Origin of the sequence: Pedobacter sp. GSP4 (assembly GCF_051857575.1) — a bacterium.
In the GTDB taxonomy this organism is placed as follows: Bacteria; Bacteroidota; Bacteroidia; order Sphingobacteriales; family Sphingobacteriaceae; genus Pedobacter.
Window position 1 is genome coordinate 101,893 of sequence record NZ_JBPZIR010000003.1, and the last position, 20,330, is coordinate 122,222.

The window sequence follows — 20,330 nt, forward strand, 5'->3', positions numbered from 1 at the left end:
GTTAACCTTTCTTTTTATGCTTGATAATCTGATACTGACTAAAGGCTACAATACAGCCCGCTAAGATGATGATGCCGGCAGATAATAGGTTTTTTGGATTCTGATTGATGTAATAGGCTGCTACCAAAACCATAATTGCCGCAGCAATGCCAATGATGTAGTGAAGTATTAATCCTTTTTTCATTTCTATAGTTTTTAACGGCAGTGGCCCGAGCAACAAAGATTCTGAAATAATTTTAGAATATGTGCTGGTAAATTATTTTTTTACCGTGATCTTATTATTCTCGAACTGGAGCTGATGACCAATAAAATCCATATCGGTCAAATCTTTCATCCGCTTAAAGGCAGCATCACTTTCATCTAAGGTTAGGCGGTTAATTTTATCCTGTTTCACCGAAACCACATCAGCATACAAAAAATCGCCCTTTGAGTTGATCTTAAGCTGAAGTAAAGGAGCAATTCCGTTAGTACCCTTTAAGCTAAACATACCGTAAGTACAAAAATTACCCAAACTATAGGCGATAAATTTGTTTTTATATACCTCAACCGCCCGGGTAACATGCGGACCGTGGCCTAAAACCACATCGGCTCCGGCATCTATTACGGCGTGCGCAAAGGCATACACATTACCACGGTTCTCTTTGTAAAAAATTTCGTTCTTACGGGTAACGTGCTCGAAACGGGCACCTTCACCGCCACCGTGAAAGGAAACAATTACAATATCGGCTATTGATTTTAACCTGGCCACCAGGGCCTTTGCACTGTCAATCTTGTTTATCGATACGGTATTCTCGTTGGGTGCAAATGCACAAAAAGCATATTTCACACTGTCTCTCTCAAAAAATGCGAAAGGTTTGTTCACCTGGCCTGCATAATTGATCTGCAGCGAATCTAATATGCGTGCCGTATTTTTTCTTCCCCTGGCATCAAAATCGCCAACATGGTTATTGGCAATACTCAATACATTAAAGCCAGCATTTTTATAAATCCCTGCATAACGCTCGGGCATCCTGAAAGCATAACAGCTGTTGGGGTTTACACCATTGCATTTGTTAGAATTACCTGAATTAAGGAAACAGCCCTCAAGATTTCCAAAAACGATATCGCCCTTTAGCAAACTATCTACAGCCTGGAAACTATTTACCGCATCATCTGGTGGAAGATTTGTTTTTGATGGAAAGGCAGAGCCTAGCATAATATCGCCAACTGCAGTGATGGATATGGTATCCTTTACTTTTCTGATTACTGTATCCTGCTTGGCCAGTGGTGCCGTAACCTGCGCATTGTTGCTGGTGCAGCTGATTAGGATAACTAAAGTAAAGAATGATAATATTAAGGTATTGAAAAACTTCATTTTGGATTTTTGTGGTATAAAAAAATCCTCCGAAATTACTTTAGGAGGATTCTATATCTTGTTAGCCGTTAACTGAAAATTGTTACCCGGTTATTCTACTGTAAACTCTTTCTTAAACGATTCCAGTACGCGGCCACCTTTGTAAAAGTAACGGCTGTAATATGGCTCATTTAAGTTACTGATTACCACACCGCGCGAACTTGATGCATGAGCAAATCTGTTATCGCCAAGGTAAATACCAACATGTGAAATACTTCTGCTTTTGATCTTGAAGAAAACCAGATCACCCTCTTTCAAATCTTCTTTAGATAATGGATCTACCATGCTAAAAATATCGCGCGAATTTCTTCTGATGGTAGTGTTGAAAACTTTATCGTAAATCGCTTTAGTAAAAGCCGAGCAATCAATGCCTCTTTTGCTGTTTCCACCATAACTGTATGGGGTTCCGATCCATTCGTAAATAAACTTATATAGCTTTAAATTCGAAGTCGCATCTACTGCAACACCCATAACCTGCGAGAAATACTGCGATGCAAGGTTGTCGGGATCATTTAATTCTTTACCAGATTCTTTTGTTTTTGTTTGCGCAAATGCGGCTGAGAACGTGCAAATAGCGATTAGGGTAGAAAACAAAAATTTTTTAATCATGTTATACAGTTATGTTTGGGTACTTCACTTACACATTAACGTACACCACATGGGCTTATTGTTGGTTGCCAAAAGTATTAATTATACAAATGTTATCCAAATGTTATGTGTTAAAAAGTGAAAGTTATTAACATTTTTATTTTTTATCCATCTTTTTTACTTAAAATATCTGCCCAAAAATCATCTTTTTTCAAGAGTGTATTTCTTTTGCTTACACTAAAAAAAGAATAACTAGGCTATATTTTAAATTAGGTAAATTACAACATACACAGAATAAAATTTCAGATTCATTTAATTCCAGATTAGGATAAAGGGCATTGATTTAATTCTAGAAAATCGGCTTTCAACTGCTGTGTAAAATCGAAGCGTTGGAATAAATCATATTTAATTGTAAAACAACTGTTAAATGTAATTTAGTAGCTGAAAATATGATGTTTTTACACTTAAAAGTGCCAAAAATTACAATAAAAAAATTAGATTTGCTGTCGCAAAAAAACAAATACCCTAAAATGAGTGCAGTAGAAATAAATAAAGATACCTGGTTAAAGTGGTTTGAGTCGATGTTGCTTATGCGCAAATTCGAAGAAAAAACTGGCCAGTTATATGGACAACAAAAAATACGTGGCTTTTGTCATTTATACATTGGACAAGAAGCTGTAGTTGCAGGTGCAATATCTGCAATGCAAAAAGGTGATTCGATGATTACAACTTACCGTGATCACGCTCACGCTTTAGCTTTAGGCGTTAGTGCAGATAGCATTATGGCCGAAATGTATGGTAAAGCTACTGGCTGTTCTAAAGGTAAAGGTGGTTCAATGCACATGTTTAGTAAAGAGCATAACTTTTATGGTGGCCATGCAATTGTTGGAGGTCAGATTCCACTAGGTGCTGGTGTTGCTTTTGCAGAAAAATATAAAGGAACAGATAATGTTAACATTTGTTACATGGGCGATGGCGCTGTACGCCAGGGTGCATTAAACGAAACATTTAACATGGCCATGCTTTGGAAATTGCCGGTAATCTTTGTTTGCGAAAACAATGGTTATGCAATGGGTACTTCGGTACAACGTACCACCAACATGACCGACATTTACAAAATTGGTTTAGGTTTCGATATGCCTTGCGCACCGGTTGACGGTATGGATCCTGTTGCTGTACACAATGCAATGGATGAAGCCATTCAACGTGCACGTAAAGGTGAAGGCCCTACTTTCTTAGAAATGAGAACCTACCGTTACCGTGGTCATTCAATGTCTGATCCGGCTAAATACCGTACCAAAGAAGAATTAGAAGATTACAAAGCAAAAGATCCTGTTGAACTTGCAAGAGAAACTATCCTTAAAGAAAAATATGCAGATCAAGCATGGATTGAAGAGGTAGAAGCTAAAGTAAAAGCAATTGTAGATCAAGCTGTAAAATTTGCGGAAGAGTCTCCTTGGCCTGATGCATCTGAGTTATACAAAGATGTATACGTGCAACAGGACTATCCTTATGTAATGGACTAATATTTTTAAGATTTCAATTAATTAGATATAATGGCTGATGTAATTAAAATGCCCAAAATGAGCGACACCATGACCGAAGGGGTTTTGGCGAAGTGGCACAAAAAAGTGGGCGATAAAGTGAAAAGCGGTGATGTTTTGGCAGAAGTAGAAACTGACAAAGCAACAATGGATATGGAATCTTACTGGGACGGAACTCTTTTATACGTTGGTGTAGAAGAAGGATCGGCAGTACCTGTAGATGCTATTATGGCCGTTATTGGTAAAGAAGGTGAAGATTATAAAGCAGCTTTAGAGGCTGAAAAAGGTGCTGGTGCAGCTGAAAGCGAAAAGCCAAAAACTGAAGAAGCACCTAAAGAAGAAGCTGCCCCTGCTCAAGGTGGTGGTTTAAGCGAAGAAGAATTAGCAGCTAAAGGTGTAACGGTAATCCGCATGCCTTTATTAAGCGATACCATGACTGAAGGCGTTATTGCTGAATGGCATAAAAAAGTTGGCGATAAAGTTAAGGATGATGATGTTTTAGCTGATGTAGAAACCGATAAGGCAACTATGGAAGTTATGGGTTATGCAACCGGAACTTTGTTACACATTGGCGTAGAAAAAGGTTCTGCAGCAAAAGTAAACGGCATTATTGCTATTGTTGGTCCAGAAGGAACTGATGTTAGCGGTATTTTGGCTGGTGGTTCTGCTCCGGCTGCAAAAGCTGAAAGCGCTGATGCACCGAAAGAAGAAGCACCAAAAGCTACTGCTGATGTAAGCTCAAGTGCGCCTGTTGCAGAAAGCTCATCATCTGATAGCCGTGTTAAAGCATCTCCTTTAGCTAAAAAAATTGCTAAAGATAAAGGAATCGATTTAGCACAGGTTGCAGGTAGTGCAGAGGGTGGCCGTATCATTAAAAAAGATATCGAAAACTTTAAACCAGCTGCTGCTCCGGCAAAAACTGAATCTGCTGCTGCTCCAGCTACTGAAAAAGCTGCTGCTGCTCCGGTTATCCCTACTTATGTTGGCGAAGTTAAATTTACCGAAGCTCCTGTTTCGCAAATGCGTAAAGTAATTGCAAAACGTTTGGCAGAAAGTTTATTCACCGCTCCGCATTTCTACTTAACCGTTAGTATTGATATGGATAACGCAATGGCTGCACGTACTGCAATTAATGCCGTTGCTCCTGTAAAAGTTTCGTTCAACGATATCGTAATTAAAGCTGTTGCGATAGCCTTGAAAAAACACCCTGCGGTTAACTCATCATGGGGCGGAGATAAAATCCGTTTCAACGAACATACCAACATTGGTGTAGCTATGGCTGTTGAAGATGGCTTATTGGTACCAGTAGTTCGTTTTGCTGATGGTAAATCATTATCACACATCTCTGCAGAAGTAAAAGACTTTGGCGGTAAAGCAAAAGCTAAAAAACTACAACCAGCAGATTGGGAAGGTTCTACCTTTACAGTTTCTAACCTGGGTATGTTTGGTATTGATGAGTTTACGTCAATCATCAACTCTCCTGATGGTGCAATTTTATCAGTAGGCGCAATTCAACAGGTTCCTGTTGTTAAAAACGGTGCCGTTGTTCCTGGTAACGTAATGAAATTAACTTTAGGTTGCGATCACCGTGTGGTTGATGGTGCAACCGGAGCACAGTTCTTACAAACGTTAAAAGGTTTATTAGAAGAGCCGATCAGGTTATTAGCTTAATCTCATAAAGAATGTCATCCTAAGCTAGCTTGCACTAAGCTAAGCCGAAGTAAAGGATTAACATAAAATTTAAAGCCATCTTTAGGGATGGCTTTTTTGCGTTTAAGGCTTTTAGTAAATGGCCAATAATTTGCTATTTTTGATTTGATACTAACTTAAAACCAAATGAACAAGACACTCCTTTTTACTGCGTGCATTACCGCGTTGCTCGCCTGTAAGCAAAAAAACAGTTCCAATGAAGGCGCAGCGAATAAAGCTTTTGCTTCCATGTGCGAACAATACTATCAGGACGGATTAAAATTATCACCAATCAGCGCCACCTATATCGGCGATGAGCGCTATAACGATTTGTTGCCAAACGATGGTTCGCAGGCATTTATTAAACAATACAAAGACTTTAACCAACGCTATTTGGATAGCTTGGGCAAATATAATAGGGCAGAACTTGGCGCAGAAGATAAACTCTCTTTTGATTATTTAAAAGACCAGTTGGATATGAACTTGGAAGGATTAAAGTATCATTCAGAATATCTTCCCTTTAACCAGATGTTTGCCTTACCCTTAACCATAGGTCAATTGGGATCAGGAACCGGCGCACAGCCATTTAAAACGGTAAAAAACTACGAAGATTGGTTAAAGCGTGTTACCGCATTTTCGGTTTGGGCCGATACCGCTATAGCCAATTTTAAAAAGGGTGCTGCCGCTGGTATTGTATTGCCAAAAGCCCTGGTTGTTAAAATGATTCCCCAAATGCAGAGCATGGTTGTGGCCAGTCCTGAAAAAAGCTTGTTCTATGGGCCAATAAACTTGCTGCCGGCAGATTTTTCGGCAGCTGATAAACAAAAATTAACAGCAGCTTACCGCAATGCGATAAGCAATGTAATTATTCCAACCTATAAGAAACTGGGCGATTACCTTCAAAACGAATACCTGCCAAAAGCCAGAACAACTTCGGGTTACGCTGCAATGCCTGGTGGCCTTGAGTGGTACACCTATCTGGTGAAACAGCAAACCACCACCAACAAAAGCCCCGAAGAAATTTATCAAACGGGTTTAAAAGAAGTTGCGCGTATTAAGGGACAGATGGATAGCATAAAAAATCTGGTTGGTTTTAAAGGAGACTTGAAAGCATTTTTTGAGTACATGAAAACCGATAAAAAATTTATGCCTTATAAAACACCAAAGGAAGTTTTGGCTACTTTTGAGGATATCCACCAGCGCATGAAACCCAATTTGAAAAAAATGTTTGCTGTTGAACCTAAAACACCTTTCGAAATCCGTCAAACAGAAGCTTTCAGGGCAGCATCGGCCAGTGCCGAGTATAATCAGGGTTCTGCTGATGGGAAACGTCCTGGTATATTTTATGTGCCGATTTTAGATGCCAAAACATTCAATACCACATCAGGCATGGAGTCGCTTTTCCTGCATGAGGCCATACCTGGTCACCATTACCAGATCTCTCTAACACAGGAAAATAAATTGCTCCCTAACTTCCGCCGTTTTGGTGGGCATAATGCGTATGTAGAAGGCTGGGCATTGTACTGCGAATCTTTAGGTAAAGAATTGGGCTTATACCAAGATCCTTATCAGTACATGGGCGCACTGGGCGATGAAATGCACAGGGCCATCCGCTTGGTAGTTGATGTGGCCATCCACACCAAAAACATGAGCAGGGAGGAAGCTATAAAATACATGACCGATAATGAGGCCATCAGTACCGAAGGTGCCACTGCCGAAATAGAACGTTACATGGGTATTCCGGCACAGGCATTGGGCTACAAAACAGGTGCTATGAAAATAAGGGAATTAAGAACCAAATATGAAAAAGAATTGGGAGCCAAATTCAAACTGGCCGACTTTCATACTGCTGTATTAAAAGATGGGTCTTTCCCATTATCTGTTTTCGAAACTAAAATGGATGCTTGGGCTGAAACCCAGAAATAATAGTTTTTAGCCTTATTGCGATGGGTTTAAACCCATCGCAATAATTGCAATTATGTAGCCTTGGGTTTAAATCCATCGCAAAAATTGCAATCATTTAGCCTTGGGTTTAAACCCAAGGCTAAATTTTACGCAGGCCTTAAACCCATCGCAATAAAAGAAAATTCTAAACCCTTTCGTGCTTAATTTGTTAAATATTAAACACCCTAGGTTATGGACAAAGAAAAACTGATTCAAGAAGCTTATCTGGTTGCGCATAAAATTGAAGAAAACGGCAATTTCCCTAACAATGCTATTTTACCTTTGATGATTTATAAGGGCTCGCTGAGGCTGCACCCCGACGACAGTGAGGACGTAATCAAAAAAGTTTTCGCGCAAAACGGGTATACCAATGCTTGGGTAGATGGTATTTTCGATTACCACCATTACCATAGCAATACCCACGAAGTGATGGGTGTATTTTGTGGCAAAGCCGATGTGCAGTTTGGGGGCGATCATGGTGTTTGCATTGAGCTGGATAAGGGCGATGTAATAATTATTCCTGCTGGGGTAGCCCATAAAAAACTCAGCTCGAGCGATGATTTTACCGTGGTTGGCGCTTACCCAAATGGAGCTGAATACGATATGAAATATGGCCATGCTGAAGAACGCCCAGAAGCTGATGAAGCCATTGCTAAGGTAAAAAATCCGGACAGCGATCCTGTTTATGGCAGTAAAGGACATTTATTTGAGTGCTGGTATAACCAAAACTGCGAAAATGTGTAAAACTCTTTCGTTTTAACCGTCTAAAATTCTTTAATTTTCGGGTTTTAAATACACTATCCTTAATATAAATGAATTTTCGATACATATGTTCAGCATTAGCGCTCTCTGTTACCCTATTAACTGCTTGCTCAAGTAAAAAATCAGAAGAGAAAAAAGCTGCTGAAAAAAAAATCCGCACCAAAGAGGATGACAAAGCCGATAGCTTACTATTGGTTTATAATCCAGAGAAGGGAGATAAGTGGATTGCCGATTTTGTAGATAACCTGCATAAAAAATATAATTTTAACGGCAACATGCTGGTGGCTAAAGACGGTAAAATATTGTACGAAAAAGCTGTAGGTTGGGCCGATTACCTACACCGCGATAGCTTAAAAATCAATTCTGAATTTGAGTTGGCCTCTATCACTAAAACGTTTACAGGTACAGCGATTATGCAGCTGGTAGAAGCTGGTAAGCTATCTTTAAATGATAACGTAAAGAAATTCTTTCCTAATTTCCCCTACGATGGCATAACCGTAAAACTGTTGCTTTCGCACCGAAGCGGAATGATGAATTACGTTTATTTTATTGATGACATTTGGCGCAAAGAGAAACGCAACATGAAAAAGGGCGTAACAAACCAGGAAGTAATGAATGTTATTGCCGAAAGGAAGCCTAATCCATATACCAAACCCGATAACCGTTTCCACTACAACAACTCCAATTTTATGGTTTTAGGGGCCATTATCGAAAAAGTAACCGGACAACGTTATTCGCAGTACATGATGGAGCACGTATTTAAACCTGCCGGGTTAAAACATACCCACGTATACAGCACCACCGAATACGAAAAAATCCCGGTTGATGTAGTGGGGCATGATCGAAATAGCTTTAGGTATTCTGTAGCGCAGAACTTTTTAGATGGACCTGTTGGGGATAAAGGGATTTATAGTACAGTACACGATTTGGTGTTATTTGATAAATACCTGAAAAATGGAAGATTGCTCAGCCAAAAGAGTCTCGATTCGGCTTATGTGGGCCGTAACAAGCCTATAAACGGCCATTTTAACTACGGCTATGGCTGGAGGATGTTCGATGGCGAAAAAATGGACAAGGTAGTTTACCACACTGGCTGGTGGCACGGTTTCCGTCATATTTACGTGAGGGATTTAAACAAGAACATCGTAATTATATTTTTGGGCAACCTAACCAATGGCAGTTTAATGCACCTTGATGAGCTGTATAAACATTTCAACATGCCGGTTATCCGTAAGGGCGCATACCATGGAAATGGAAGTTTACCAGGTTCGGATGAAGATTAAAAACCAAAGGTTTTTCTTTTAGAGAATATAGATTTTTACACAAAATACGTTTAACATAAAAATAGATAGCCATGTTTGATAAATTATTTGCGGCACAACAAAAAGCCGAAGAAATTAAAAAGCGTTTAGATACCATTTCGGTATTTGGAGAGGTAGAAAATGGTGCTATAAAAATTACTGCAACTGCAAACAAAGCAATTACTGGAATCGCCATTGACGAAGAATTTCTAAAAAATGCAGATAAAGAAGAATTAGAAGAGCTGTTATTAACCGCAATTAACAAAGCCTTGGCCAGTGCAGAGCAGGTAAGTGCTGCCGAAATGCAATCATCGGCAAAAGATATGCTGGGCGGCTTAGGCGGCATGTTTGGGCAATAGTTTGCGCTGTAAACAAAACAGCAGCTTTACTTGTTTAAGCTATTCCAGGGCTTAGTATCTGGTTTTTACACTTAATTCCTAGTTCTTGATACTCATGAAATATACCTATTACGGCCAATCTTGTTTCTTAATTGAAGCAGCAGGCAAAAAATTACTCTTCGATCCTTTCATATCCCATAACCCATTGGCTAAACACATCGATATTAAAGCCATTGAGGCCGATTATATTTTAGTTAGCCATGGTCACGGAGACCACGTAGCAGATTTGGTAGCCCTTGCCAAGCAAACCCAGGCTACAGTTATTGCTATGCCTGAAATTACGGATTGGGCCACTAAGCAGGGCGTAGAAAAAGTGCATGGAATGAATTTTGGCAAATTTACTTTCGATTGGGGAACAGTACGTATGGTTCCGGCAACGCATTCTTCTGGTTTGCCCGATGGAAGCTATGGCGGCAACCCTGCAGGCTTTGTTTTAGAATTAGATGGCAAACAGATTTATTTTGCTGGCGATACAGGCTTAACCATTGAAATGAAAGTTCTGGCCGATATCTACAACCTAGATTATGCCATTTTACCAATTGGCGGCAACTATACCATGGATGTTGACGATGCGTTGGTTGCCACGAAATATTTCGATTGCGATAAAGTAATCGGTGTGCACTACAATACTTTTCCGGTAATTGAAATTGATACAAAAATCGCGTTAGATAAGTTTAAACGTGAAAACAAAACGTTATTGTTACCAGAAATTGGCGAAACAATAAGTTTATAGTTTTCAACAAGTTGTCATTGCGAGAAGGCTTTTTCAGCCGACGAAGCAATCTTTTTATAAAGAAAAAATCTAAGTATAAAAGATTGCTTCGTCGTTCCTCCTCGCAATGACGGAATTAGGACAAAAAAAAGGGCCCTCGATTTACACCGGGGACCCTTCAAATTATAAAACCTAAACCTAATTCTTTTTAGCAGCTTCTTTATTTGCTTTATAACGCATATCAGCTGTACCGTCTTTTTTAGTTGGACCTGCCACTTTGGTTACTGCCTTTGTTTTATTTTCTTTAAAACGCATATCTGGCGTTCCATCAGCCTTTACTTTTGCAGCTGTAGTAGTTGTTTTAGTTTCTACTTTTTTAGCTTCTTGCTTAACACCTGCTTTAACTGGTGCAGTAGTAGTTTTTACTTCTTTTTTAGCTACAACTTTAGCTTTGGCCGGTGCTGTAGCTGGGGTTTGAGCAAATGCTGTTGTTAAACCAAATGCTGCGATTGCGATTAAACTCAATAATTTTTTCATATTCTTTGATTTTTTTTTAGCTGTTATGAAGCTTCTTCGTTTCACTCCGAGGTTTCATAATCTTTAATTTTTGTTTTACTCGTTCTTTGTTGATATAAAATTGAATAATTGGTATGAAGTTTTAATGAAGATAATCAAAAAATTTAACGATGCGAGCCTACATCCAATGTAAAGGCTACATTGATATTGAATTTCATTGCTGTTGGTCTGCCCAATACCGTGCCCGGAATCCAATCGGGCATATATTTCAATACGCGAACCGCCTCTTCTCCCAAGCTTGGGTGCGGAGCAAGAATCAGCGCTACATGGCTTATTTCACCACTTTCTTCCACAATAAAAGAGAGAAAAACCTTTCCCTGTGCATTAGCATTTAAGGCCTCTTTTGGATATTTAAGTTCTTTAGCAATTAAGGCATACATTTTTTGCATCCCTCCCGGATACTGCGGAAGTACAATAAGCTTATTGCTCGATGTTACCTGACCATCCTGATCAAGATAGGCACTATCAATCAGTTTACCGTTATCATCAAAAACCTCCTTTACAGCCAGTTTTCCGTTCTCGTAAAATAACTTTCTTTCTCCAACTTCTTTATCATCCACATAGGTTTTCTGCTCAAATACTGAAGAATTTGGCCAATAAGACACGTATAAACCATTTAATAAGTTAAATGCATACATTTTAGTCTCTATCGCATTTGCTTCATTTCCATACGTAATCCAGGCTCCTGCTTTTTCATTATTAAGATAGTTACCCTTTATATACGGTTTCCCATTCTTGTACAAAGTATAAGTGCCATACAAATTTGTTAAGGTCGAATCAGAGAATGTCTCCCTTTTAATTGGTACAAGGTTCTTATCAGATGTAATCCTTATCCAAGTTGTACTATCTTGCTTAAACACCTTATACAACGAAGTTGCTTTATTTATCTTCTTGGTAGGAATACCCCCAAAGTTATATGTAATCAACGTATCGCTTTGCTGGGCCATGCACGCCATGGACAGGAAGTAGCATACAAAGAATATAGAGAGCGCCTTCATCTTAATGTGCAGCTAGCCAGTTATCGCCTTCGCCAATTTCTACCACAATTGGTACAGTTAGCTTTATGGCATTGGCCATCTTATCCTGAATAATCCCCTTCATAATCTCTTTCTCTGATTTCAGCACATCAAAAACCAACTCATCATGCACCTGCATGGTCATGGTTGATTGTAGCTTTTGGGCTTTCATTTCTTTATGGATATTAATCATGGCAATTTTGATCATATCTGCAGCCGAGCCCTGTATAGGCGCGTTAATCGCATTTCGTTCGGCAAAGCCCCTTACGGTTTGGTTGGCCGAGTTAATGTCTCTGAGGTAACGTCTTCTACCCATTATCGTTTCTACAAAGCCATTCTCCCGTGCAAAGTTCATGGTATCGCTCATGTAGCGCTTAATCCCCGGGTATTGTGCAAAATACTGCTCAATAATTTCGGCAGCTTCCTTACGTGGAATACCTAAGTTTTGAGATAAACCAAAGGCAGATTGACCATAAATAATCCCAAAGTTTACTGCTTTGGCATTTCGGCGCTGTGTGCTATCTACCTCCTCTATGCTTACACCGTATACTTTAGCGGCGGTAGCGGTATGGATATCGATGCCTTTACTAAAAGCATCGAGCATATTTTCTTCTTTACTGATTTCGGCAATAATGCGCAGTTCGATCTGCGAGTAATCGGCCGATAACAGGATGTGGTTTTCATCGCGGGCAATAAAGGCTTTACGTACTTCTCTGCCTCGCTCGGTGCGGATCGGGATATTCTGTAGGTTCGGGTTGTTGGAACTTAAGCGTCCTGTAGCCGCCACCGCTTGGTTATAAGAAGTATGTACCCTACCGGTTTTGGGGTTAACCATCAGTGGAAGTGCATCAACATAAGTTGATTTCAATTTCTGCAACTGGCGGAAATCCAAAATATCCTGTACTATATCACTTTTGCCTGCTAAGGCCATTAAAACATCTTCTCCAGTTTGGTATTGACCGGTTTTGGTTTTTTTTGCTTTAGGATCGAGCTGCAGTTTATCAAATAAAACTTCGCCCAGCTGTTTTGGCGATGCCAGGTTAAATTTGATGCCCGCCTTATCGTAAACGTTCTGTTCAAACTTAATAATATCGGTTTCAAGCTCTTTTGAATAAGCCTGAAGAGTTTCGATATCAATGCGTACGCCCTCTTTTTCGATATCGGCCAATACATAAACCAAAGGATTTTCAATTTCTTCGGCCAGCTTGGCGGCATTTAGTTCGGTTAATTTGGGTTCGAATATATGCGCCAACTGCAAAGTTACGTCTGCATCTTCTGCGGCATAATCTACCACATCCACTACGGGCACATCGCGCATGGTTAACTGGTTTTTGCCTTTAGCACCAATTAATTTGGTAATGGAAATAGGCGAGTAGCCTAAATAATTCTCCGATAAAACATCCATCCCATGGCGGGTATCAGGATCAATAAGGTAGTGGGCCAGCATGGTATCAAAAAGTTTGCCCCTTACCTGTAGGCCATACCATTTCAGCACTAAAATATCATATTTGGTATTCTGCCCAATTTTTTCAATGTTTTCATCCTCCAATACAATCCTAAATTCATCTACAATGGCCTGCGCTTCTGCACGCTCGGCAGGTACCGGGATATAATAACCTGTGCCGGGTTTGATCGAGAACGAAAGGCCAACCAGATCGGCAATGTTCGCATCGGTACCGGTTGTTTCGGTATCAAATGAGATCCGTTTTTCGGCCAGCAGCAATTTAATCAGATCGGCCCTTTTCTCGACGGTATCAACCAGTTGATAATCGTGCCCGGTATTTTCTATGGTTTTGGCCGGAAGCTTTTCGGCAGGTTCTTCTTCGAGGGTATTGGTGTATTGAATAGCTTCTCCGGACTGATTACCGAATAAATCAGTTTGCGTACCTTCCTGAAAGCGCGCTGTAGTAACCGAAAATTCATCGCCGAATACCCTGCGGCCCAAAGTCCTAAATTCAAGCTCGGTAAATAAAGGCTCCAACAAATCGCGGCTTGGATCGCAAAGCTCCAAATTGGCCTCATCCAGTTCAACAGGAACATCCAATAAAATAGTAGCCAGTTTTTTAGAGAGCAGGCCCTGTTCGGCAAAATTCTCTACGTTTTCGCGCTGCTTGCCCTTTAATTGGTGCGAGTTGGCAATAATCTCCTCCATCGAACCATATTGTTTGATCAAAGCTTTGGCTGTTTTTTCGCCTATCCCCGGTATACCAGGAATATTATCAACTGCATCGCCCCATAAACCCAAAATATCGATTACCTGCAGTACATTTTCAATTTCCCACTTGGCCAGTACTTCCTTAACGCCCAATATTTCCATATCGTTACCCATGCGGGCGGGCTTGTAAATAAAAATATTTTCAGAAACCAGTTGTGCAAAATCCTTATCGGGGGTCATACAGTAAACCTGATACCCTTTCTGTTCGGCCTTTTTGGCCAGTGTTCCAATAATATCATCAGCCTCATAACCATCAGAAGTAATTACCGGAATATTAAAGCCCGTAATTAATTTGATTACGTAAGGCATGGCCGCAGCCAAATCTTCGGGCATAGCCTGTCGCTGTGCTTTATAAGCCTCAAAAGTAGTATGTCTTTCGGTCGGTGCCTCCGTATCAAAAACAACAGCAATATGTGTTGGTTTTTCTTTCTTTAAAACATCCAATAAAGTATTGGTAAATCCCATTACGGCTGATGTATTGATACCTGTTGAGGTAAAACGAGGGTTTTTACTTAATGCAAAATGCGCTCTGTACATTAACGCCATTCCATCTAAAAGAAAGAGTTTTTTATTCATGTGATTACACTGTTTTAAGAATTACACCGATAAATAGCTTTATCAGATGATAAAAGTAACCAAAGTTAATCATATCGGTAAAATGCTTTATCAACAAAAAAATTAAAAATAAATTATTGAATTCTTTAACTTTCATCATCATTACATAAAACGCGCTATGAAAATATTAGGTACATTATTCTTTTGCCTGCTTGCAAACTTTGTTAAAGCCCAACTCCCATCTGATACTTTGGTTACCTATGTTACTTTTGAAAACCTGAAAGGTGAAATTGCTGGATATGGTACCTCTATCAACCGCCCAATAGGTACCGGTGCTTTTAAAAACATAGCCGATAGAAGTTATTTGAGTTTAAGGATGGCTAAACTTGAAAATTCATACCGCTGGCCTGACGGATCAAGGATTGATTTTACCAAAAGGAGAAGCGAACATACCAGCACAGGCATTGTAGACCGGTATATTTTGGTAAATCCGAGCACAAAAGATACCCTATCCCTATTTGTAGATCCATATCATATCGATTCTACTTTCTTTGTGCCAAAAGGGCTAATAGTACTTAACAAAGCGGTTTTGGCAAAGGAGATTGCCCCACAATTAAGCGCTATTGAAAAGATCAATACAGCCAAAAATGTTTTCAGCAGTCAACAGGATAGTATCAATAAAATCGCCAATTATATTGCTTCCCGTATAGGCGTGATTAATTTTGTTGATCGGGAAAATTTAGCCAAAGTGATGACAGATACACAGGCTTCGGCCGAACTAAAAGAATTTTTATTTAAGATTTACGTCATCAATAGATTTTATGCCCTGGGCAAAAACATCAGCAACTCGAAAGTTTATGCCTTAAATAAAATGAGAGAATCATTTAATTCTTTTCAAAGAGAACATCCGGATATAGAAACAGGTAACATCAAAATCAACCTGAATTAGTACGTTTTGAAATTAAGTTCCGTTATTTGTGAAAAGCCATTGATCATATGAAATTTCTGTTTTCTGTATTTCTTTTTTTCTTCGCGGTAAATCAACTTTCTGCGCAGGATTTTATTGTTAAAAATAACGATGAAGTAATCCGCGGAACGATAAAAGGCACCGATTATTTTTCTGTTTTTATCAGCGCCAATGATGAAGCAGATGTGATATTACCAGCTAAAGACATCAAAAATTTCTTTTGGAATGGTGATAGTTTTGTGAGCAAGGGTTTTGCAAATGGCCGCAATTTCGAATATCGTTTTGTTAAGGTAATCGAAATGGGAACAGTTAACCTTTACGCTTTTGGAGGGGGAACTTTGATCCCTGCTGTGAAAGAAAAGAAAGTAAAATTCAGACCATCCATTGGTATTGGAACCGGCACAGGAGGTTTTGGCGGCATGGGCATGGGTGGAGGAATTAGTATTGGTGGCGGAAATAATGCAGCTCCCGAAAGACCGGCCGGAGCACCTATGGTGCGTTATTTTATCGAAAAACCTGGCGCCGGACCGCTACAGGAAGTGCCGATGAAAGCCATTACCGAAGAAGGGAAAAAAAACGAAGTTAAAAATATCCTCTTGCAGAAATTAGGCGATCAGCCCAGCCTAAAAGCCAAGGTTGAGGCCAGTGCCGATTTTAATAGCAGGGATGTTATAGAATGGGTGAAAGAATATAACGCGGGCAAGAAATAACGCGCTAGCTACCGAGCAATTTCAAATAGCTTTCTAAGCTGATGTATTTACCGTTTTTAATTTCGCAGTTTTCACGTGTGCCGAGATAATTAAATCCGAGTTTTTGTAAAGCCCTTCTGCAGTTCTCATTTTCCCTTTCTACAATGGCTTCAATACATTTGAGGTTTAAGTTTTGAAATGCGAAATGGCAAACCGAGGCAGCCACTTCTTTAATTATACCAGCGCCCCAGTATTCGGGCAACAGCCAAAATCCGATTTCGGCTTTCTGCTCAGCCTTGTTTAAATCATTAAACCCAATGGCACCAACAAATGTAAGGTTAGCCTTATTGCAAATGGCCCACCAAATACCTGTTTCATACTGTTGCAGTGTATTAAACCAAGATAGCTGCTCTTTGCTGGCTTCTAAACTTGTATAACTAACCCCGTAATAACGGATAACATCGGGATGAGATAGCCCTTTAAAAACATTTGGGAGGTCATCAGGCTGAAACTGCCTTAATAAAAATCTATCGGTATGGAGCGTAGAACGGCCAATCATTACCTTGCACAGCAATTCAACAGATGATCGTTGACCATTCCGGTAGCCTGCATGTGCGCATAGCAGATGGTGGTTCCGAAAAATTTAAACCCACGTTTTTTCATGTCCTTGCTTATCCGGTCAGAAAGTTCTGTTCTGGCCGGCACATCGCCCATTTTTTCAATGTGGTTTAAAATAGGCTTGCCATCAGGCACAAAGCTCCACATGTATTTAGAGAAACTGCCGAATTCTTTTTGTACTTCGAGAAATAACCTGGCATTGGTAATGGCCCCGTTAACCTTTAAACGGTTGCGGATAATCCCTTCATCGCCCATTAATCTTTCTACATCCTTCTCGGTAAAAGCCGCTACTTTTTCCGCATCAAAACCTGCAAAGGCTTTACGGTAGTTTTCGCGCCTACGGAGAATGGTGATCCAGCTTAAACCGGCCTGCGCACCTTCCAATATCAAAAATTCAAATAAAATCTGATCATCGTAAACTGGCTTCCCCCATTCTTCATCATGGTATTTAATGTAGAGCGGATCGGAACCGGCCCAGCTGCAGCGTATTTTTGAATTGGGAGCTTGGGAGTTTTGCATAGCGTATTTTATAAATGTTATAAATATTGTCGTCACCTCGATCCGATAGCTATCGGATGAAGCGCAGGCCCGAATATTCGGGAGAGAAAATCTATCTCGAGATAGATTTCTCGACTACGTTGCACCCGATAGCTATCGGGTTCGCTCGAAATGACGGCTTGTGTATTGAGGTTTTTCTCCGAAACAACGCTAAACTCCCAAATCCGAACTTAGTTCATCCCAATACTCAACAGCTCTTCTGTAATGCGGGATAACGATGCTACCGCCAACCAGGTTAGCGATCATAAAAATTTCGTTCATTTCATCACTGTTTACACCTGCATCAAAACATTTGCCCAAGTGATATTTAATGCAGTCATCGCAACGGAGCACCATCGATGCAACGAGACCCAACATTTCTTTGGTTTTAACATCAAGGGCTCCATCGGCGTAGGAAGTGGTATCCAGCGCGAAAAACCTTTTGATATTTGTATTCGCTGTTTCCATAATCCTATCGTTCATTTTTTCGCGATAGCCATTAAATTCTTCTACTAACTTTCCCATGTGTATTAAATATTGAATGAATGATTTTTGAGTGAGAATGACATTAATATTAATTTATTCAGTCAAGATTGATTTCTTCCAAAGGATTCCAGAACACCTGTTTAAAGTTAAGCACCTTATCATTTTTAACTTCAACACCTTCCTGTCTTAAAAGTTGTTCCATTGATGCAGGCGGATCAAAATGAAACTTTCCGGTAAGTAAACCACTGCTGTTTACCACGCGGTGAGCAGGCACCTTTGGATGTGCTGTTCCGGCGTAGGCCATGGCATGCCCAACCATTCTGGATGATTTTGCTGCGCCAAGGCTTTTGGCTATGGCGCCATAAGAAGTTACCCTTCCCTTGGGGATTAAACGGGCAATTTCGTAAACCTGCTCATAAAAATTAGTATCCATTATTCAAATGAAAATTGAATGTAATTGATATTCTTATCGTGTAATAAATATTTTTTCTCGTAATAAGTTTTGATGGATAGCACTTCATCAACCAATTCAGAAGTATACAGGTGATCGGTATTTTTATGGATAATTAATCCCAGTTCGGCCACCTTTTCGCAGGTATAAGCGTAAAGCTGATCGTTATCCGTTTTTAAATTTACGCAACCGCCAGCTTTTAAAACCTGCTTGTAACGGTTTAAAAATGTCGGGAAAGTCAAGCGTTTTTTCTCACGGCTATCCTGAGGTTGCGGATCTGGAAATGTAATCCATATTTCATCAATCTCCCCGTCATTAAAGTAATCCAGTATATTTTCAATCTGGATCCTTAAAAAGGCCACATTCCCGATTCCATCTTCAATAGCTGTTTTAGCACCACGCCAAATGCGGTTGCCTTTATAATCGACGCCAATAAAATTCTTTTCGGGGAATAACCTTGCCAGGTTTACCGAATATTCTCCCTTACCGCATGCCAGCTCCAGCACAACAGGATTTTCGTTTTTAAAATGCGTTGAAGCCCAGTTTCCCTTTAACGCTTTTCCTTCTTCTAATTGATATACGTTTGCAAATGTTTCGATTTCTGCAAAACGCCTAAGTTTATCTTTACCCAAAAGTTTTTTTTCTGCAAAAATACAATTAAATAGATAATCGGAGTTTCTTTTGCCATAAAGATTAATGCCATTGTTATTTAGGAATTGTATTTTTGTAGCCTATAAAAAATACCGTGGAAAAGAAAGCTAAAATATACGTTGCAGGCCATCGTGGTATGGTTGGGTCGGCCATTTACCGCAAACTGCAAAAAGAAGGTTACGAGCACATCATCACCAGAACTTCGGATGAACTGGATTTGCGCAACCAACAGGCTGTTACCGATTTCTTTGCCGTAGAAAAACCTGATTATGTATTTCTTGCTGCCGCTAAAGTAGGCGGTATTGTAGCCAATAACACATATAGGGCCGATTTTCTTTATGAGAATTTAGCCATACAGAACAACGTGATACATAACGCTTATGTAAATGGCGTTAAGAAATTAATGTTTTTAGGATCGAGCTGTATCTACCCTAAAATGGCTCCGCAGCCCTTAAAAGAAGATTACCTTTTAACAGGAACCTTAGAGCATACCAATGAGCCATATGCCATTGCTAAAATTGCAGGCATTAAAATGTGCGATGCCTACCGCGATCAGTACGGCTGTAATTTTATTTCGGTAATGCCAACCAATTTATATGGGTTCAACGACAATTACCACCCTCAAAATTCGCACGTTTTACCGGCACTGATCCGTAAAGTACACGAAGCAAAAGCAAACAACGAAAAAGAAGTAGTGGTATGGGGATCAGGCTCACCAATGCGCGAGTTTTTATTTGCAGATGACTTGGCCGATGCCTGTTATTTTTTGATGCAGAACTATAACGAACCTCATCTTATTAACATCGGCACCGGACACGATTTAACCATTAAAGATTTAGCTTTATTGATTAAGGATGTACTGGGTTTTGAGGGCGAATTGGTATTCGATGCCAGCAAGCCAGATGGAACGCCCCGCAAATTGATGGATGTAACCAAACTGCACAATTTAGGCTGGAAACATAAAATCGAATTACCAGAAGGTATTGCCTTGGCTTATCAGGATTTTGAAAGCAGATATTAAAAGTGACTGAATGAGTGAGTTTCGAATTATTGAATGGTTATGATAACAACTCACATTCAATAATTCACTCATTAAAAATTCAATCATTCACCCATTAATTATAGATATCATTTATATAATAGCACTGACGGGTGATAATCTAGCTAAACAAACAGCTTAAAACCCATCATTCTCTCATTCAAAATTCTGGCATTCAATCAATCTATCCCTCAATCAT

General features: G+C 39.8%; 21 protein-coding genes. 10 read left to right on the forward strand and 11 right to left on the reverse strand.

What is annotated here, in order from left to right; all coding sequences use genetic code 11:
* Position 1 precedes the first annotated feature (1 nt).
* The 3 genes from ACS5PU_RS07620 to ACS5PU_RS07630 form a co-directional block, all read right to left on the reverse strand.
* The gene (locus tag ACS5PU_RS07620; protein WP_439458688.1) at positions 2-184 is read right to left on the reverse strand and encodes a hypothetical protein; all 183 of its coding nucleotides are present in this window, start codon (positions 182-184) and stop codon (positions 2-4) included.
* 72 nt (positions 185-256) lie between these two features.
* The gene (locus ACS5PU_RS07625) at positions 257-1,354 is read right to left on the reverse strand and encodes a CapA family protein (RefSeq protein ID WP_439458689.1); all 1,098 of its coding nucleotides are present in this window, start codon (positions 1,352-1,354) and stop codon (positions 257-259) included.
* A 90-nt stretch (positions 1,355-1,444) separates the two neighbouring features.
* Positions 1,445-2,002 (reverse strand): C40 family peptidase, encoded by a 558-nt coding sequence (locus tag ACS5PU_RS07630; RefSeq protein ID WP_439458690.1) that lies wholly within the window; start codon positions 2,000-2,002, stop codon positions 1,445-1,447.
* 509 nt (positions 2,003-2,511) lie between these two features.
* Here ACS5PU_RS07630 and pdhA point away from each other — a divergent pair.
* The 7 genes from pdhA to ACS5PU_RS07665 all read left to right on the forward strand — a co-directional run bounded on the left by pdhA (position 2,512) and on the right by ACS5PU_RS07665 (position 10,352).
* Positions 2,512-3,507 (forward strand): pyruvate dehydrogenase (acetyl-transferring) E1 component subunit alpha, encoded by a 996-nt coding sequence (gene pdhA / locus ACS5PU_RS07635; RefSeq protein ID WP_439458691.1) that lies wholly within the window; start codon positions 2,512-2,514, stop codon positions 3,505-3,507.
* A gap of 30 nt (positions 3,508-3,537) precedes the next feature.
* Positions 3,538-5,196, forward strand: coding sequence for a 2-oxo acid dehydrogenase subunit E2 (locus tag ACS5PU_RS07640; protein ID WP_439458692.1), 1,659 nt, complete (start codon positions 3,538-3,540; stop codon positions 5,194-5,196).
* A 165-nt stretch (positions 5,197-5,361) separates the two neighbouring features.
* Positions 5,362-7,140, forward strand: coding sequence for a DUF885 domain-containing protein (locus ACS5PU_RS07645; protein ID WP_439458693.1), 1,779 nt, complete (start codon positions 5,362-5,364; stop codon positions 7,138-7,140).
* Between the two features lie 210 nt (positions 7,141-7,350).
* Positions 7,351-7,902, forward strand: coding sequence for a cupin domain-containing protein (locus tag ACS5PU_RS07650; RefSeq protein WP_439458694.1), 552 nt, complete (start codon positions 7,351-7,353; stop codon positions 7,900-7,902).
* A gap of 68 nt (positions 7,903-7,970) precedes the next feature.
* Positions 7,971-9,203, forward strand: a complete 1,233-nt coding sequence (locus ACS5PU_RS07655; protein ID WP_439458695.1) for a serine hydrolase domain-containing protein — start codon at positions 7,971-7,973, stop codon at positions 9,201-9,203.
* 71 nt (positions 9,204-9,274) lie between these two features.
* A complete protein-coding gene (locus ACS5PU_RS07660) occupies positions 9,275-9,580 on the forward strand; it encodes a YbaB/EbfC family nucleoid-associated protein (protein WP_439458696.1) in 306 nt (101 codons plus the stop codon).
* A 94-nt stretch (positions 9,581-9,674) separates the two neighbouring features.
* Complete coding sequence (locus ACS5PU_RS07665) at positions 9,675-10,352, forward strand: metal-dependent hydrolase (RefSeq protein ID WP_439458697.1); 678 nt, start codon at positions 9,675-9,677, stop codon at positions 10,350-10,352.
* A 177-nt stretch (positions 10,353-10,529) separates the two neighbouring features.
* Here ACS5PU_RS07665 and ACS5PU_RS07670 read toward each other — a convergent pair whose 3' ends face one another.
* From ACS5PU_RS07670 to polA, 3 genes are all read right to left on the reverse strand, one after another.
* The gene (locus tag ACS5PU_RS07670; protein WP_439458698.1) at positions 10,530-10,868 is read right to left on the reverse strand and encodes a hypothetical protein; all 339 of its coding nucleotides are present in this window, start codon (positions 10,866-10,868) and stop codon (positions 10,530-10,532) included.
* 143 nt (positions 10,869-11,011) lie between these two features.
* Entirely contained in the window at positions 11,012-11,905 is an 894-nt protein-coding gene (locus ACS5PU_RS07675; RefSeq protein WP_439458699.1) for an energy transducer TonB, read from the reverse strand.
* A 1-nt stretch (position 11,906) separates the two neighbouring features.
* Positions 11,907-14,714, reverse strand: coding sequence for a DNA polymerase I (gene polA / locus ACS5PU_RS07680; RefSeq protein WP_439458700.1), 2,808 nt, complete (start codon positions 14,712-14,714; stop codon positions 11,907-11,909).
* A 157-nt stretch (positions 14,715-14,871) separates the two neighbouring features.
* Between polA and ACS5PU_RS07685 the strand changes: the two genes are divergently transcribed.
* Together ACS5PU_RS07685 and ACS5PU_RS07690 are read left to right on the forward strand one after the other, a co-directional pair.
* Entirely contained in the window at positions 14,872-15,642 is a 771-nt protein-coding gene (locus tag ACS5PU_RS07685; RefSeq protein ID WP_439458701.1) for a hypothetical protein, read from the forward strand.
* Between the two features lie 47 nt (positions 15,643-15,689).
* On the forward strand, positions 15,690-16,370 hold the full coding sequence (locus ACS5PU_RS07690; protein WP_439458702.1) for a hypothetical protein: 681 nt from the start codon (positions 15,690-15,692) through the stop codon (positions 16,368-16,370).
* 4 nt (positions 16,371-16,374) lie between these two features.
* On the opposite strand, the gene ACS5PU_RS07695 is transcribed toward ACS5PU_RS07690, so the two are convergent.
* The 5 genes from ACS5PU_RS07695 to trmB form a co-directional block, all read right to left on the reverse strand.
* Complete coding sequence (locus ACS5PU_RS07695; RefSeq protein WP_439458703.1) at positions 16,375-16,923, reverse strand: GNAT family N-acetyltransferase; 549 nt, start codon at positions 16,921-16,923, stop codon at positions 16,375-16,377.
* Entirely contained in the window at positions 16,908-17,486 is a 579-nt protein-coding gene (locus tag ACS5PU_RS07700; RefSeq protein WP_439458704.1) for a DNA-3-methyladenine glycosylase I, read from the reverse strand. Before ACS5PU_RS07700 ends, ACS5PU_RS07695 begins: the two co-directional genes overlap by 16 nt.
* Before the next feature lie 189 nt (positions 17,487-17,675).
* Positions 17,676-18,029: a carboxymuconolactone decarboxylase family protein gene (locus ACS5PU_RS07705; protein WP_439458705.1), complete on the reverse strand. Its 354-nt coding sequence runs from the start codon at positions 18,027-18,029 to the stop codon at positions 17,676-17,678.
* Between the two features lie 58 nt (positions 18,030-18,087).
* Positions 18,088-18,423, reverse strand: a complete 336-nt coding sequence (locus tag ACS5PU_RS07710) for an MGMT family protein (protein WP_439458706.1) — start codon at positions 18,421-18,423, stop codon at positions 18,088-18,090.
* Positions 18,423-19,073 carry a tRNA (guanosine(46)-N7)-methyltransferase TrmB gene (gene trmB, locus ACS5PU_RS07715; RefSeq protein WP_439458707.1) on the reverse strand — a complete coding sequence of 217 codons (651 nt, stop codon included), beginning with the start codon at positions 19,071-19,073 and terminating at the stop codon, positions 18,423-18,425. The genes ACS5PU_RS07710 and trmB overlap by 1 nt, the downstream gene beginning before the upstream one ends.
* Before the next feature lie 113 nt (positions 19,074-19,186).
* Between trmB and fcl the strand changes: the two genes are divergently transcribed.
* Complete coding sequence (fcl, locus tag ACS5PU_RS07720; protein WP_439458708.1) at positions 19,187-20,113, forward strand: GDP-L-fucose synthase; 927 nt, start codon at positions 19,187-19,189, stop codon at positions 20,111-20,113.
* The last annotated feature ends 217 nt before the right edge of the window (positions 20,114-20,330 follow it).